Annotated in this window: 10 protein-coding genes; 4 read left to right on the forward strand and 6 right to left on the reverse strand. The window is 40.9% G+C overall.

What is annotated here, in order from left to right; translation table 11 throughout:
* Positions 1-14: 14 nt before the first annotated feature.
* The gene (locus AOG26_RS01110; RefSeq protein WP_054560839.1) at positions 15-2,900 is read right to left on the reverse strand and encodes a M16 family metallopeptidase; all 2,886 of its coding nucleotides are present in this window, start codon (positions 2,898-2,900) and stop codon (positions 15-17) included.
* Between the two features lie 247 nt (positions 2,901-3,147).
* Here AOG26_RS01110 and AOG26_RS01115 point away from each other — a divergent pair, with 247 nt between their 5' ends.
* Entirely contained in the window at positions 3,148-4,104 is a 957-nt protein-coding gene (locus AOG26_RS01115; protein WP_054560840.1) for a methylenetetrahydrofolate reductase, read from the forward strand.
* Here the strand turns inward: AOG26_RS01115 and AOG26_RS01120 are convergent.
* The 3 genes from AOG26_RS01120 to AOG26_RS01130 form a co-directional block, all read right to left on the reverse strand.
* Positions 4,101-5,069 carry a sensor domain-containing diguanylate cyclase gene (locus AOG26_RS01120; RefSeq protein WP_054560841.1) on the reverse strand — a complete coding sequence of 323 codons (969 nt, stop codon included), beginning with the start codon at positions 5,067-5,069 and terminating at the stop codon, positions 4,101-4,103. The genes AOG26_RS01115 and AOG26_RS01120 overlap by 4 nt on opposite strands.
* Positions 5,070-5,117: 48 nt before the next feature.
* On the reverse strand, positions 5,118-6,353 hold the full coding sequence (locus tag AOG26_RS01125; protein WP_054560842.1) for a DEAD/DEAH box helicase: 1,236 nt from the start codon (positions 6,351-6,353) through the stop codon (positions 5,118-5,120).
* Between the two features lie 95 nt (positions 6,354-6,448).
* Positions 6,449-7,150 carry a DUF3581 domain-containing protein gene (locus AOG26_RS01130; protein ID WP_054560843.1) on the reverse strand — a complete coding sequence of 234 codons (702 nt, stop codon included), beginning with the start codon at positions 7,148-7,150 and terminating at the stop codon, positions 6,449-6,451.
* A 538-nt stretch (positions 7,151-7,688) separates the two neighbouring features.
* Here AOG26_RS01130 and AOG26_RS01135 point away from each other — a divergent pair.
* From AOG26_RS01135 to AOG26_RS01145, 3 genes are read left to right on the forward strand one after another with little or no spacing between them, the layout of a single operon-like run.
* Positions 7,689-8,090, forward strand: coding sequence for a DUF3019 domain-containing protein (locus AOG26_RS01135; RefSeq protein WP_055020985.1), 402 nt, complete (start codon positions 7,689-7,691; stop codon positions 8,088-8,090).
* The gene (locus tag AOG26_RS01140) at positions 8,090-8,779 is read left to right on the forward strand and encodes a response regulator transcription factor (RefSeq protein ID WP_054560845.1); all 690 of its coding nucleotides are present in this window, start codon (positions 8,090-8,092) and stop codon (positions 8,777-8,779) included. The genes AOG26_RS01135 and AOG26_RS01140 overlap by 1 nt, the downstream gene beginning before the upstream one ends.
* Positions 8,776-9,966: an ATP-binding protein gene (locus tag AOG26_RS01145; protein ID WP_054560846.1), complete on the forward strand. Its 1,191-nt coding sequence runs from the start codon at positions 8,776-8,778 to the stop codon at positions 9,964-9,966. The genes AOG26_RS01140 and AOG26_RS01145 overlap by 4 nt, the downstream gene beginning before the upstream one ends.
* On the opposite strand, the gene AOG26_RS01150 is transcribed toward AOG26_RS01145, so the two are convergent.
* Both AOG26_RS01150 and AOG26_RS21020 read right to left on the reverse strand, forming a co-directional pair.
* Positions 9,950-10,792: a MipA/OmpV family protein gene (locus tag AOG26_RS01150; RefSeq protein WP_054560847.1), complete on the reverse strand. Its 843-nt coding sequence runs from the start codon at positions 10,790-10,792 to the stop codon at positions 9,950-9,952. The two genes, AOG26_RS01145 and AOG26_RS01150, sit on opposite strands and share 17 nt — an antisense overlap.
* Before the next feature lie 333 nt (positions 10,793-11,125).
* Positions 11,126-16,447, reverse strand: coding sequence for a S8 family serine peptidase (locus AOG26_RS21020; RefSeq protein ID WP_054560848.1), 5,322 nt, complete (start codon positions 16,445-16,447; stop codon positions 11,126-11,128).
* Positions 16,448-16,579 lie beyond the last annotated feature (132 nt).

Below are 16,579 nucleotides of genomic sequence, written 5' to 3' on the forward strand. Positions count from 1 at the left end.
TGTTTATTCAGTTATTACTGAAATACTTTTTCGACATCAAGTACTGAAATGTTTTTCGCTGGTATTGCAAGCTTATAGTCTGCAATCACTTTATCTTCAGCAACAAGTTCTGCTGGTTTTTCAGCGTTATACACCATTGGTGATGTTTGCTCTGAAGCTAGGAGTTTTTGCATGTCTTTGCCATCACCTGTAATAAACACATAGTGAATATTCTCTGTTTGCAGGTTATCGCGAATAACACGGTTAACATCATCAAGGGTTAGCTTTTCAAGCTTGCCGCGCACATAGTCAACAAAGCTCTCAGTGTTATAGAACTCACTATCAAGTGCATAGCCTAACTGGCGATCTTGGCTTGCAACCATTTGTGGCACAAAGTTAATTAAGAAGTTACGAGTCGCTTCAAAATCTTCTTTGCTGATGCCATTTTTAATTAGCTTATCAAGCTCAAATAATGCCGTACGCGTTGCAAAGTGCGCATCGTTATTAGAACGAAGCGGACGTAACCACACTTGGAAAATTTGCTCTGAACGACCTAAGTTAGCATCAGGTTTCGTTTGGAACATACCGCGCGGGAAGTACTCAATGTATGCATAGTCACCATAGTTCATACCACGGGTTTGACGAATGCGCTGATACAAGAAGCTGTTTGAGCTGCGGTGTTCACCAAAGTAAGAGCGCACTAACCAAAGCGCTGTCCAGTCATCGCTGCTACGAATTGTATCGATTGGGAAACCAAATGACACAGCGGTAGATTGCGCTGATTTTTCAACAATCGTTGCATGATGACCTTTAAGTTCTGGCGCATCAGGAATCGTTAAGCGGCTTTCTTTACCTTGAGGAAGCGATGTTAAATCTTTCATCATAGTCGATTTAACATCACCCGGAATCGCACCAATTAGACCCACTGTTAATTTAGATTGAGCAAACTGGTTAGCATAAAACGCTTTTACATCGTCAAGTGTCAGTGCTTCAAGGTCTGATAAATCGCCATAGTTATAGCTTTCATACGGATGGCCTTTATAAAGCTGATGATATAGCACTTCTTTACCTAGCTCTTCGTCATTTGACGCTTTCAGACCTGCTTTAATGCTATCAATAAGCTCTTTTTTCAGGCGTTTAAAATCATCTTCTCTAAAGCCAGGGTTTAACAACTGGTCGCTAACAAGTGCATACCACTGCGCGGCATTGTCTTTATGTACACGACCACGAAGTGAAATCATCTCTTTATCGATTTGATAGCCAAAGCTTCCCGCTAGTGGATATAACGCTTTTTGAATATCTTTGTAGCTCATAGTTTCTGAGCCACCTTGCGCTAGCATCGCTGCAGTGAGTGCTGCTAAACCTTTTTTACCATGTGGATCAGCCGCTGCGCCGGTATTAAATAACCAGTTAACATCAACCAGTGGTGAGCTATTGGTTTTATCAAGTACTTTAAAGTGACGCTCTGTTGGGGCTTGCTCGATACTGGCAACCAAGGCATTTAAATCAACTTCTTGCTCAAAACCAGCCACTTTATCAAGCGCCGACATTGTCACCGTAGTACGGCTCGGATCAACAAAATATTTGTTTGCTACCGCTTTGATATCATCCGGAGTGATGCTGTCAGCTGTGGCATAAAGTTGGTTAATCACTTCAGGATCACGCTCAAAGTGCATGTAGCTTGCAAGTGTTGAAGCGATTGACTGCGATGAATCAAGACCATTTATAAAGCTATACTTTAGGTTTGATTTTAAATCCGCTAACTTTTGCGCATCTACTAACTCAGTACGCGCTTGTGCATAGGTACGGTTAATCGCATCACGGGCTTTAGCCAGGTCCGCTTCGTTTTCGACTTTTACAAACACATGTAATAAACCCGGATCTTTAGTATCTGGGTTATAGGTAAACATTTGGCTGGCAATTTGTTTATCAACAACAAGCTCTTGATAAAGTGCCGAGTTGTTAGAGAAATACAGCTGTGAGATCAAATCAAGAGCGGCACGGTCTTTTTGAGTAGGATCCCATGCAGTGCCTTTGTATGACACAAGCAACCAGTGGCCTGGTAAACCATCATTTTTTTCATGTACATATTTTGCGGCTTGTTGCTTTGGTTCAACAGGAATATCTGCTTGGTAATCACCTTTTTTCCAATTACCCCAATGCTTTTTCACCATTGCCATGGTCTCTTGTGGATCAACATCACCAACAATGACTAAAGATACATACTCAGGCTTATAAAATTTAGCGAAAAACTCTTTACCATAGGCCATTTGATCAGGCATAGCTTCAATGTCTTCGAAAAAGCCCATGGTGGTGTGCTTATAGGTATGCTTTTCGAATGCTTCGTTACGAACCGCAGAAAGTAACTTACGAATTGGGCTAGCATTATTCTTTAAATACTCACCTTTTACAGTCAGCGCTTCGGTGCGGAACTGCTCTTCGCTGTAAGTCAGGTTTTGGAAAATATCAGCTTCAATTTCGAGTACTTTATCTAAGTGCTCTTTTGAAAAGTTTAAGTGATAGTTAGTGTAATCGTTGGTCGTATACGCGCGATTATCAACACCCGAGTTTTTTAAAATATCTGAATACACATCTTGTGGGAATTTTTCAGAGCCTTTAAACATCATATGCTCAAAGAAGTGTGCAAAACCGGTTTTACCTGCTTCAACCTCATTACGTGAACCAACCGATACTGGAATTTGCAGTGACACAACATCTGGGTAATCTGTTTTAACTACCATCACGCGAAGGCCATTCTCAAGCTCTTCTAATAGGTAATCTTGGCTAAATACACGGTTATCATCTTGGCTTACTTGCTGCTCAATTTCGACTTCTTTAACCATCGTTGACTGTGAGTTACTTGCGCAGCCACTTAAAGCAAGTGTTACAGCAACACTGGTTGCTAATAATCTAAATTTCATAATGTTCCCTTGTTAGTTATTTTTCTCATAATCATTGCTGCTTGATTATGCATCAAAGCGCCAGAAAATATGAGGGTCAGAGCAATAATTTATGTAAACAGGTGTGTCAATTTTGCGAAACGCTCAGCTTTAAACTTGAGTAAAATTCATAGTCATTGAAAAACTTTCAAGAAAAAAATCTATCTAGACGTCTAAATGGCTGCTATATTATTTGTCATAGACATTAGCACGAGCTGGAATGAGGATTATGGCTTTATCATTACAAGAGAAAATTGAAGACACCAATCAAGGTGTCTACCTAATTGGTACCACACCACCAAAGTCTGGTACTGATAAAGCACAGCTTGAGACCATTGCTCAGAAGCTACTCGGTCGTTTACACGAAATTGAATACGACGGTGTAATCATCTACGACATTCAAGATGAGAGTAGCCGTATTGCAAAGCCGCGTCCTTTTCCGTTTAAAGAAACGGTAGATCCTCGTGAATACAGTCAGTTACTACGTAGCTTGTCACAACTTGATGTGATCACTTATAAAAGTGTTGCCCAGCGTGGAGAAGCTGAATTTACCGAATGGTTAAACGAAACACGTAACGACTTTGAACTAAAAAACTTAGTGTTGGTGGGTAGCCCATCATCTCATGGCGACATCAAATTAAGCCTACCTGATGCATATAAAACGCTGGCAAAACAGAACAGTGATGTATTTTTAGGTGGTGTTACTATTGCCGAGCGCCATGCCAGCAAACGTAATGAACATGAGCGTTTAGTTGAAAAAACAGCGCAAGGTTGTAAGTTTTTCATCTCACAAGCCGTTTACAATGCCCAAGCAACGATTGATTTAATCACCAGCTATGCGCGTAGCTGTAAAGCACAAGGCACAGCACCAAAACGCATTATTCTGACGTTTACCCCTTGTGGTGGTGAAAAAACCTTAGAATTTATGGAATGGTTAGGTATTTCTGTACCAGAAGCGACTAAATACCGCATGTTAGATTCGACAAATACATTGAGTGAATCAGTGCGTATTTGCCGTGAGAATCTCGACTTAATTTTACAAAGCTGCGCACATTTAGATGTACCGCTGGGTTTAAATATTGAGAGCTTAACCAATCGTAAAGAAGAAATTGATGCTTCAATTAACCTTTACCGTTTACTTAAAGCAACTATGGAGTTAAACCTAGCTGAGAAGCAAATAGCTTAGCGTGCTGCCTTAGAAGCTTGCTTTTTCTCATACATATCTTCATCTGCTCGTTTTAATAGCTCAGCAAAGTTTTCTTTTGGCTGAGCTATTACCCCTGAACCAATACTTAAGCTCGTAACAGGAATGCCCCGCTTCTCTAAATTAGATTGATAGGTGGTGTTGAGCTTATCAGCGATGCTGTCTATGCAATCACCGGGCTGAACTTGCAATAACGCAATAAACTCATCGCCCCCTAGGCGGCCAATAATATCGGTTTCACGTAGGCATTCTTTCATGGTGTCAGCTAAACAAATCAGCGCGAGATCGCCCACTTCATGGCCATACGTATCATTGAGTGGCTTAAAGCTGTTTATATCGATAAATAGACAACTAATATCAAAACCAAGTCGTTTCGATATATTTAATTTATGTTGGCAAAGCAGATCTATTGCACGGCGATTATAAATATTGGTCAATGAATCAAGCATGGCAATTTCACGCATTTGCGTAAAGTTGTCTAACAGTGCAAGGTCATCTTCGACCATATCGCGAAGCTGCTCGATTAGTTCTAAAAAGCTCTGTTGATAATGGGTTTGTTTAAAATCCATAACACAAAAGGTGCCAAAGGGCTCGCCACTTGGCCAGCTAATTGGCACCCCAAGATAAGACTCAAAACCATCTTTTACCAGAGGGCTGTCATCCCATTGACTGTCTTGGCTGGCGTGATCCACATAAAGCGGTGCCATGTCACGCAGTACTTTTTTGCAGAAGATATTATCGTCGGCGCTTAATTCAGCCCCGGCATCATAGGGGTTTTCTTGTTGCTCACTGGAGACGATAATACGATAAACATCATCTGTTTTATGAACGATAAAACCTGCGGGAGCAGAAAACAACTCGGTCATGAGATCAATTGTTTTCTGCCACTTTTCTAAGGAGAACTGTTTATCAGCGCGGCGAAACGCCCACTTATTCTCTTCTAGCATACTAAACTCTTAACTTTAGCCGGAGGATAGTATAAATATATGCCAGATTTAGGAACGTCTCCTACTTTTTTGCCCTAAAATACGTTTTTTATCACGAGAGCGGCGTGCCTTATTAGTATTTTTACGAACTTGCTTTGGCTCTTTGGTTAAATCAGGCTCATAGCCTGGTAACCACTGCGGCGTGAGTCTCGTGTCGAGTAAGATATCTATTTCGTCCAATAGCCACTGCTCATCGATGCTAACCAGCGACATCGCCATCCCTTTCTCACCAGCACGCCCTGTTCGACCAATACGGTGTACGTAGTCCTCAGCCACATAAGGCAATTCATAGTTAATCACATACTTAAGTGAGGCAATATCAAGACCACGCGCAGCAACATCTGTCGCAACCAGTACTCTTGTCGCACCTGATTTAAAATTTTGCAGTGCTTTATCACGCGCACCTTGGCTTTTATCGCCATGAATAGATTCGGTTTTTAAGCCGTCTTTACACATTTCTTTAGCAAGCACATCGGCGGTTTGTTTAGTACGAGTGAATATCAGTACTTGCTGCCAATTTTTCATGCCAATCATGTGAGATACCAGCTCGCGCTTACGGTCTTCATCAACCGCATAAACTAGCTGCTCAACTTCAACCGCTGCTGAGTTGCGTTTATTCACTTCAACTAATTTAGGATCATTTAATAACTGCTTACTGAGTTTAAAGATGCTGTCGTCAAATGTGGCTGAAAAAAGTAAGGTTTGGCGCTCTTTCGGCACATGGCGCAAGATACGTTTAATTTCGTCAATAAAGCCCATATCAAGCATGCGATCAGCTTCATCAAATACCAGCGCATTGATACTTGAAAGCTTAATACTGCCTTTGATCACATGATCAAGTAAACGCCCAGGTGTTGCCACTACAACCTGCGCCCCTTTTATGGCTTTAATTTGTGGGCCAATACTAGCACCGCCATAAGCCAGTGCTGCTTTTATTTCAGTATGCGCAGCATAACGCTCTACACTTGCAAATACTTGCTGAGCGAGCTCCCGGGTAGGTGTTAAAATTAGGACTTTAACGGCATCAGGGAGTACTTCAGCAGATAGCAAATTGTGCAGTAGTGGCAAAACAAACGCGGCGGTTTTGCCCGTTCCCGTCTGTGCACTGCCCATTACATCAGCACCCGCTAAAATAAGTGGGATTGTTTGCGCTTGAATTGCTGTAGGTGTGTGATAATTCTCTGCTTGCAGGGCTGTTAGCAATGCAGGGGCAAGATTTAACTCTGAAAAGTTCGCTACTGACATAGTCTGAAGTACATTTGGCTATAAAAGCGCTATTGTACGCGGAACATCAGCAACAAAAAAGGCGCAATCAGCGCCCTTTGTAGCAATTGTAAAGATTACGCTGGTTTAAGTGATTCTTTACGTTGATTATAAAAACTAATTAGGTCATCAACCGTTGCTTGGCAATAGTCACGAATGCCAGACACAAGCATGTGTTTTTCACCCGCCCCTACTTTTTCGCCATTTTCTAACAGGTTGAAGCGAAGCGTGATTTTGCCGCGTTTGCCAGTAAACTCAAAATCAGGCTCAGCAAACTCTAACTCAGGTGCGCTGATATCAAGACGGTCAAGATTAATCAGCATTGATTCGTAAATCACCATTGGACGGGCTGGATTGATCATTACATCTTGCTTCCCCATCAATGGAATAATAACATGCGGGAAGGTCGTGCCAGAGAACTCAACATAGTTTTTGATTAAGCTATTTGTTAACTCAGGACATTGGCTAACAGCCCCTTCGCGTTTCACTTTTAGCATGACTTTTTCGCCATCGGTGATCGCAAACTCATCAGCCCCTTCAGGGAAAGTCAGCTTTGAATTTTCATCAACCATGCCTGCAAACGTGAATTCCATTTTTTCACTGATGCCATAGCGGTTTAAAACCAGCGAAAAAAGTAAATCGCCCGGCACACAAAACTTTTTGGCATCTTTATCGTGTAACGGATTGAAATCATCAGCCACTAACTTGGCAAAACGACAGCCTTGCTCACGTGAGATAGAAACGTAATCAGCATGTTGCTGATAATAAGGACTTAACATAATTGTTCACTGCTTAAACTACTTATAACCTGACTATACTACCAGATAAAATGAAAATAGAGGTCGAATCTGTTAATTATTAATCACGCGCTCAGCATATGTTTAAATGCATGAGCTAAAATAGTGGTTTTGATAGGCTAAATTTAAATTGTATCAATTTGTACGAAACAATTAACAAATAACGCAGAATAGTAAAGACTAAGGCCCAACTAAATTTAGTGAAAAACTATTAGCTAAAACTAAATATAAATTCAGTTTCCCTTTTAAAACAACAAGCTAACTTTAGAATATAAAGAAAATACGCCAATAGGTTGAAATTACTGGCTTTGCATAGCACCTATTTGTAGCTATAACGATAAATGAGGTATGATAGACACGCTTTTTTATCGTGTAATCGCCACTCATAGGCTGCATAAATAATAATTATAATAAACGGCAAAAAAATGAGTACTCAAAGTGAGTTGGGCAGGTTACATCAGCTTTCGATGGTTATTGTTACTTTGAAGAAAAGACTTCTAAAAAACAGAGACTTGGTTAAATGATAAACCGATTTAGTTGGCTATTACTGTTTTTTTGTCTTTGTTTTTCGTCGCTTTGTTTAAGCGATGACAGTCCCGAGCAACCTTTTTTTAAAGTCTCACCCACCGTGTGTGTGACAGATGCAAAACAAAAAGCCTGTGAGTTTAATATACAGATTCATTTTCGTGTTGCTCCCTTTAAAGAACTTTGTTTAGAAATAACTCAGCGTCCTCAATATACGCAGTGTTACAAACAAGGTGGTTTAATTATCGAGAAATTAACGGTTAAGACTGAGCATCCGCTTACAGTGAAATTAATTAATCCATTGAGCAATCAAGTTGTTAAGCAACAACTACTGTCAATAGCAAGCTATGAAGCTAAAGATTACCGAATAAAACGGCGCTTTGGCTGGAGTTTATAATGCAGCATATTTTTTTAATTGAAGATGATGTGAAATTAGCAAGCTTAATACAAACGTTTTTGTTAAAGCATGGCTATACCATAGATGTATTCAATACTGCTGAGGCGTACCGTAGCAGTGAAATCACCTTTATGCCTTCACTGATCATCTGTGATGTGATGCTACCGGATGGCAATGGCTTTGAGTTAATTTCTCAATTGAAAGAAAAGTACAGTTGCCCTGTTATTTTTCTAACGGCACTGGATTCTGTGCAATCACAAATTAAGGGCTTAAACCTAGGTGCTTACGACTACCTTGTAAAACCCATTAAGCCTGAATTGTTACTCGCCAAAGTTAAAACGATTATCGCCCACACTGTTGGCCAAGATAACTTTTCACACCAAATTGATATTTTGCGTATCGATAGTAAAAAACGCGATATCTATTTTCATAACACAGCATTGAACCTCAATGAAAGTGAATTTGAGATCATTGCCTACCTTGCGAAAAACACCCCTGAACCGGTTTCTCGCGAGGTATTATTCAAGCATGTTATTGGCCGTGAGTATGACGGACTTGACCGAGCTATTGATTTAAAAATTAGCCGTTTACGTAAAAAGCTAAAAGAAACCATTAGCGAGCAAAAAGAAACGCTAGATATCAAGTCTGTACGAGGTAAAGGATACAGCTTGGATATTTCAAAAATATGAAGCAGCAATTTTTTAAGCTTTACTTAATTATCACAGTAAGCTTAATTGCCTTAGTTTTAGCTTTTGGCCAGCTTTATAATCAGTTTTTTTCTGAGCACATACCGAGTGTGCAAATAAGTGTTGCTGAACTTGCTCAAATAGCTGAGCAAAAAGAATCTAGGATCAGCTCCTTTAACCAAAACGAGCTTGTTTTACCTGATTCATTACAAGCCAAATTCGATAAAGATGGCATTATCAGCGTCACCGAAAACAATCAGCAGTATATATACCTCAAAGGCAATAACGGTAGCATCCAAAAAGTTGGCCCCATTTCTTTGATTTCGCAAGCCAAAACTGACTGGCTTGCATTTTTTGCCTTTTACTTTTTACTTGGTGCGATGATCTTATTATTCATTCGCCCAGTATTTCGTGACTTGAGCTTATTACAACGCGCAGCTCATCGTTTTAGTAAGAAACCGCAACGTATAGAGCTTGATATAAAACCAAATTCATCTATTGCGCCATTAGCCAGCACCTTCACCCATATGTCTGAGCGCATCAATAAGTTTGTTCAGCTACATAATGACTTATCGCGTATTATTTCTCATGAAATTCGCACTCCCCTTACCCGTATGCGATTTGCTTTGTCGATTGCCGATTTGGAATCTCAAGAAGGTAGCCAAATTGAGCGTGATATTGATGAGATTGAATTACGTCTAGAGCAATACTTATCGTTCGCTCGCTTAGAGCACCAGCAAAGTGTATTTAATCAGGAGAAAGTTAACTTAGCTAAACTGATCAACACAGAAATTGCTAAATTCGATTTATACAAAGAGCTCGAATTCATACCAGCCCTTGAAATAGACACAGCCTATTGCGAAGCAAGCTTTATGGCAATCGCGGTACAAAACTTACTGATCAACGCCACAAAATACGCAAAACACACAATCCATATAAGTAGCACAGAACAAGCGGGCTATTACAGTATAAGCATTACAGACGATGGACCTGGCTTACCAATTAATGCGGATGCGTTAATTGAGCCTTTTAAACAAGGTGAAGGAGATAAACTAGCGAGTGGGTATGGATTAGGACTTTATATCGTGCATCGTATTGCCAGTTGGCATGGCGGTAAAATTAGCTTGGCTAACAGTTCGCAAACAGGCGGTGCAGAGATCACCATTCGTTGGCCTAAAAGTGATAAGTAATGCCCGTAAAACCTGAGAAATAACCGTTTTTATTGATCATATGTGAGTTAGCTAAGTTGCTATCAAGCCAAGTATGTTTAAGTTTGAAATCAAGACTGAAACTGTCGCTGATCGGATATTCATAACTTACTTTGAAGTAGTAGTTAGTGGCACTTTCTAAATTGTAGCTTAGTAAACGCGTTTTGCTTTCCGATGGGTTAACCGTGTAGTAATAATCGATCAGTTCTTCATTTTTGTAATTAATGCCCGCTTCAAGACCTGCAGTACCAGAAAACAACTCAAATACATGATAGCCGTTGAACAATATTTCATAACCATTATGAACATTGGTTACATCGTGCACATACGCAGCACTTAACCAGATATTATCATACACGTTTACTGCCGATGATAACCCTGCCATGTAAGAAAGGTCGCGTTCTATAGGTGTTAAATTAATTGGTGATGCAGTGGGTAATGTCGGTCGTCCTGAACTCGAACGAACAACACCTGTGGCATAGAGTTTATCTACCCCATCCAGCTCAAAGAAAAAACCATCATCATTAAAGCGCCCCAGTAAATCAACGTAGAAGTTCTCTGTTTCATATAGGCTGTAGCCAACAGAGAAATCATCGAAATACCAGTTATCACCATAATAAGCAAAACTTGGCAGAATTGGCGAAGTGACATCATCAGCATCAAGTACCGGGTTTTCAATGCCCCCGTACCCCACTGTGATGCTGGCATGTATTGTCGACTTTTTAATTAATTGTGGTTGTTTAACATCAGCCTGCGCAAACGCAGTTGATGCAGTTAAACAACATACTAAGCCAAACAATTTCTTCATTAACGCAATTCACCTTTATGTCATAAATAACAATCACTATGACAACTTAATACTACCAAAAAGTCTTTAGTCTTTACTTAATCGGGGACGATCATATCGCTTGCGCGCTTTATTGTATAATTTTTTTGACCAACAAAGCGGCGTAGACTGTTAATTTACGCCCTATCTTCAAACTAACACACTGAAAAAAATATAAAATAGCATGTACATTTTGCTACATAGGTTTTCAGTTGTTAGTTATTCTTTTTGGTTATTAAAATGTACGACTTATTTTTGCTAGACCAAAAAAAAGGGCCCGAAGGCCCTTTGTTACATAACATACTTAGGGAGTACTTAGCCTCGTTTTACGCGGCGACGAACACCTGCAAAACCAGCTAATAGAACAGTTAACCAAGCAAGTGAACCACTTGATGATTTCGCTTTTTCTTCAGGAACAACGGTTGTCTCTTGTGCCGTTACCGTCACTGCTACACCTAGTTCCATCGGTTCAACACCATCACTTACCGTTACAGTAAACTGATGCTCACCAGCTGTTAAACCTGATACTTCAGTGATTGCTGATGTTGGGCTTGCGATTGTACCTGGGCCTTCCCATGAGAAAGTTAACTCATCGTTATCTAAATCATGTGATGCTGATGCATCTAGGGTAATCATGCTGCCTTCAGTAACTTGCTGAGCACTTGCTTCAACAACCACTACCGGTGCATCGTTAACTGCTTCAACCGTTAACATAAAGGTCGTGCTTGCAGCATCTGAAGGGTATTCAATATCAGATACCATCACAGTTACTTCTGTCTCACCAGAGAAGTTCTCATTTGGTGTAATCGTTACTGTATCGCCATCAACTTCATAGGTTACGTCGTCAGAAATTACCGAGATTTCATTCTTCGAGTTCTTTTCATCAATGTGATGAACTTCAAAGCTAATCGGTGTTTCTTCTGTTGTTACCATGTCATCAAGGGCTACCACAGTGATGTTGCCTGGAATGGTTAGTGTTGCTGTTGAAGTCATGTCATTCAGACCCGAGATTGCTGCTTTAGCTGCAACTTCAAGTGTTTGACCTGCTGCAGACGGCGTAACTTCGGCCCAAGCAGTCACTTCAAATTGTGATGACTCTGGACCTACATAGTCCATACACACCACGTAACCATCGCTGATCACTTCATCTAGGTTGTTATAAGCGATTTGAATACCACGGTAGTTTTCAAGTGGACCATACTCGAACTGGGCACCACGGAAACCTTGCAGGCCGATACTACCTGCAGGACGCGTCGAACCGTAGTCTAGATTGTCGTATGCATAGTAAATTTCATGCTCATCTTTACCAAAGCGTGTATTTGCATTAAATAACACCTGGAAATCAAAAGAGTTATCACGTTTAGTGTATGTGTATTTACCTGTTGTACGGTCATATACTGGATTATCATAGTCTGATGCGTTATCCCACTCAACAATGCCCCAACCAGTTGTTGTACTTGCAAGTGAAATACCTTCGCTAGACGATAAACCAACTGACATTACAGAGCGCAATAAGCCATTATCAGTGAACTCCCAACCACGCCATAATGGGCCCATATTCTCATATGGGAATGAGTTATAAGGGAACGGGTTATGAACAGGGAAGAAATATCGGCTACCATTTGTGTTAACTGTACCCATACCACGAATTTGGATTATCGAGTTTTGGATATTGGTATTTTCAGCATTGTTATAAAGGCTGAATGTATCATATGCGCCGTTATAAAAACTTGCGATTGGTAACGAGTAACCATTTCGTGAGTTGTAATAATTATTCTCTTCAAAACCAGATAAAACAGGTGTAATACCAAACTCTGCTAAGTCAACATAGCCACCCGGGTTTGAGTTACCAAAATCAGGCGTACGACACATTTCATCGGTAATGTTATCTGTGACGATATAATCAGGTTCAACATCGCGAGTATCCGCTTGCGTACCCGTTACAATCACCTTACCGTCAGCAATTTCAACATTGATTTCTGATGCTGTTGAGACCGCCACGTTTTCTGCTTTAATATCAAGACCCGCAGGGATATCAAGCTCTAGTGAGAACTCTCGATCTACACCTGAATTATTTGCTAACACTTCAAATGTGTAAGGCACCATATCACCCACTTTCGCACCAGTATATGGTGCATCAAGATGAGCAACGTCATTACCACGGTTGAGCTTAAATGGAATAGAACCTAGGTTACCATGGTTCACAGCCGATGTACCTACATCTAATAGTGAGTAGTACACACTGTCAGCATCAATGTCCATATCCCAGTCAACAGTCATTTCAACAGTATTTTGACCATCACTTCCAGGAAGGCTTGCAGTCATACCAGAGGCTACTTGGTCTGACACAACCGCTGTTGCAAGTTCAAATGTTTCTTCAACGGCACCCACTGACGCTTTATTCGGGCTATAAGCAACAACCCAATACTCACCTTCTTCTGGGTTATTGATATTACAGAAGTTTTTATAAATCTTATGATTAGATACACATAATATTTCATCTTGTGGCTGAACAATTCCATCACCGTTGTAGTCTTTACCTATATAAATAATTGGGTTAACTACGTTCAAGGTGCCTTCTAGCTCAGATTCAACATCAACAGTTTCTGCAATAAAACGTTTTGAGTTAGCTGGTACTGTCACAAACTTAGTAAATGTTGCTTCATCTAAAATATCAGCTGCATCAACATCACCTGTGCGATTCATCGTCCAAGGGAAAGTACGCTCATCATCTTTTGGTAAAGTCACCGTTGTGATATCTGCTTTTACTGGCTCATATGCACGGGCCACTGGCGCTTCAACACTTGGTAATACAATACCTTTAGCTACATAAGTACCTACGTTTGAGTGAGCTGTTGTCTCTAAAGATGATGGTAAGTTACCACGATCATATTTAAACGCCACAGGCCAATGTGCATCAGGGATATTTTCTTCTTCAGCCTGGAAAACAAGGTTAGTATGAAGCTCAACTTCAGAGTTACTGAACCAATCTTGGGTATCCATGATCGATGCTTTAACAATGATTGTTTGTGTTTCACCTTTTTTCAGCGTGAAAGTTTTCGGGAAGATATCGATATTCACACCGTTTTGCGCTGTTTGTGAGTTAACATCAAACGCCCAGTTTTCTACATCTTCATGACTTACAGTCCAAGTACCATCTTCTGTTGCTTTAATTGTACGAACCCACTGACATTCAGGCGCACAAGAGAAATTAACTAGATTTGGTAAGTTAAGTTTATGTGGTGTACCACCATTATATGGATCAGCAGCTAAGAAGTTATCTGCCGTTTCATCCATGACAAAACCAGCTTTAGCAGCCAATCCAACATTGATGCGACCTGCGCCCGAACGATAGGTTTTCGCATCAGCAACAACATCACTTGCACTATTCAAGCGATGATACTTAACAACGTTTTCAGCAGTCATCGATAATGCAGATTGGATTTCAGCCGCAGTCCACTCAGGGTGAATTTGACGTAATAACGCCATTGAGCCTGCAACATGTGGTGATGCCATCGATGTGCCGCTAATTGCAGCGTAATCTTGGCCATGTGGCGTTACAAATGGATGTTCATCAGAGTAAGCCGCGTAAATATCAACACCAGGAGCAGCGAGCGTAGGAGCAAGTACTTCAACATTAGAATAAGACGGGCCTCGTGATGAGAATGTTGCCAACCAGTCAGCATCTTCTGCATCAACACGACGCTCAATCACTGTTGGTTTGATGGTGATCATATGACCAAGTTCTGAGTAACTATCTACCCAATCTTCTAAGCCATCTTCTGGATAAACACCATTCCATTGGTCATAAGTAAAGTGAACACCTGGTAATGAATAACCTTCAGCCACAGTGCCTTGATCGCGGTCACGGTTAAACATGATGAAACCATCCGCACCACCGGCTTTTACATGATCAACTTTTGCAGTACGCGCATTGGCTGCTGAATCATTTGGATCGTGACGTTGACAGATAACAATAACATCAGTGCTACCATCAGCCGCGCCCGCGATTTCAGTACCATCTTTGTAGAAATTGAAGGTGTTTTCTGGATAATCTGCCGTACAGTAACCGTTGTAGTCTTTAAAACCATTTACGTCTTCGTAATCTTTAGCCCAAACAACAACACCGGTAATTTCTTCGCTATTAATTGAACCACCAACAAGGCCTGTTTCTGACCAGCTAGGTACTTCTGAACCCAAAGTATCGTCTGCAAAACCAGCAAACTCGACCGCAGTTTCAACAGCGACAGTACGACCATGTGTTGTTGCTGCAACTTGTGCAAGCCAAGGTGATGAATTATCTAAGTAACCAAAACACTCAGCTGCACCACATGCTTGACCGCTGTTACCTGCTGCCGCGGCAACGTTAATGCCCGCTTCACGCGCTGCTAAGAATGCAAGTTGTACTGGATCGGCCCACACATTAGAATCAGCACCACCAATTGAGAAGTTGATTACATCAACACCATCAGAAATTGCATCTTCAATACCCGCTACAAGTGCTTCGCCAGGACAGCCTGCGTATTCGTCACTTGATGGATAACATACTTGATAAGCAATGATATTTGCGTGCGGTGCAACACCTGAGATTTCAGGAAATAAACCTTCTTTTAAGATATTACCATCGGTGTTTTCACCAAAGCTCGGAAGCATAAACGGTACATCGTTGACCACGTTACCAGCTGCTGTTGAAGCTACGTGTGAGCCGTGACCTTGGTAATCTTCACCAATTGCTGGCCAGCCTGGGATCATGGCATCAAATGCATCAGTGATCACATCATAAGAACGCACACCGATTAATTTATTATTACATTGAATTTCTTCAGGTTCTTCAACACAGTCACCTACATAAACACCTGGACCAAACGGGTTTTCATGCTCGTAACCATCCCCACCTACAGCTGCAAATGAAGGGTGATCTGAGTTAATACCGGTATCGATGATACCAACGATTTGGCCTTCACCTTTACCCTTGATGCCACTAGGAACGCTTGAGCCATCCCAAATTTGATCAGCGCCGATATGCTTAGGACCTTCATCAGAAAGAAGATCATAGTTCTTCGAACGCATTACAGAAACGACTGCACCAAGCTCTGCAACGCGCATCGCTTCTTGCTCTGTCATTTTTACAGAGAAACCATTTAATGCTTTAGTGAATTGACGACGCATCTCTGTACGACCAGTCACCGCAGTCACGTTTTGCATTACAGTACGTTGTTTTGAAAGTAGTTTATTTTGATAATCAGTTACAGCAGAGACCGCCGCTTGACCTTTCTCAAATACTTTTGAAACGCCTTGTGCTTGAAGTGATTGTGATAATGGTGAGGTTAAATCGCGTGCTTCAAGAGCAACAGAGTTATCACGTAAACGGATAATATAAATATGCTCACCATCAATGCCTTCTTCAGCAAATTTATTTGCTTTGCTATTTAGCTGAACATTTAGGCCATCATTTTGTAGCATGTTGCTAGAGTCACCTTGGTTAAACTCTTTGCTAAACGCTTTTACTTCTTCAAATGTTATATTAGGTGCTTTTAATTGGTGTTTTACTTGATTGTTATCAACACCCACTGCATGAGCAGCACTGGCACTGTAGAGAGCTGCGGCAACAGCAATCGAGAGTGTTTTCACTTGCATAAAGTATCCCCTGGATAGTTAGTTGGAGTAATTATTCAAGCTTTGTGAACATCCATTTCACTGCTTGCGACTACAATATAACCACAAGAGGTTTTAAAAATGGCGTACATTCGTGTAGCGTTTTGTACACAC

This window comes from Pseudoalteromonas sp. UCD-33C, assembly GCF_001306895.1.
Lineage (GTDB): Bacteria > Pseudomonadota > Gammaproteobacteria > Enterobacterales > Alteromonadaceae > Pseudoalteromonas.

Excerpts from the sequence above, each read along its gene's own strand:
- AOG26_RS21020 (WP_054560848.1), bottom strand. The coding sequence starts at position 16,447 with ATGCAAGTGAAAACACTCTCGATTGCTGTTGCCGCAGCTCTCTACAGT.
- AOG26_RS01115 (WP_054560840.1), top strand. The coding sequence starts at position 3,148 with ATGGCTTTATCATTACAAGAGAAAATTGAAGACACCAATCAAGGTGTC.
- AOG26_RS01110 (WP_054560839.1), bottom strand. The coding sequence starts at position 2,900 with ATGAAATTTAGATTATTAGCAACCAGTGTTGCTGTAACACTTGCTTTA.
- AOG26_RS01130 (WP_054560843.1), bottom strand. The coding sequence starts at position 7,150 with ATGTTAAGTCCTTATTATCAGCAACATGCTGATTACGTTTCTATCTCA.
- AOG26_RS01145 (WP_054560846.1), top strand. The coding sequence starts at position 8,776 with ATGAAGCAGCAATTTTTTAAGCTTTACTTAATTATCACAGTAAGCTTA.
- AOG26_RS01120 (WP_054560841.1), bottom strand. The coding sequence starts at position 5,069 with ATGCTAGAAGAGAATAAGTGGGCGTTTCGCCGCGCTGATAAACAGTTC.
- AOG26_RS01135 (WP_055020985.1), top strand. The coding sequence starts at position 7,689 with ATGATAAACCGATTTAGTTGGCTATTACTGTTTTTTTGTCTTTGTTTT.
- AOG26_RS01125 (WP_054560842.1), bottom strand. The coding sequence starts at position 6,353 with ATGTCAGTAGCGAACTTTTCAGAGTTAAATCTTGCCCCTGCATTGCTA.
- AOG26_RS01150 (WP_054560847.1), bottom strand. The coding sequence starts at position 10,792 with ATGAAGAAATTGTTTGGCTTAGTATGTTGTTTAACTGCATCAACTGCG.
- AOG26_RS01140 (WP_054560845.1), top strand. The coding sequence starts at position 8,090 with ATGCAGCATATTTTTTTAATTGAAGATGATGTGAAATTAGCAAGCTTA.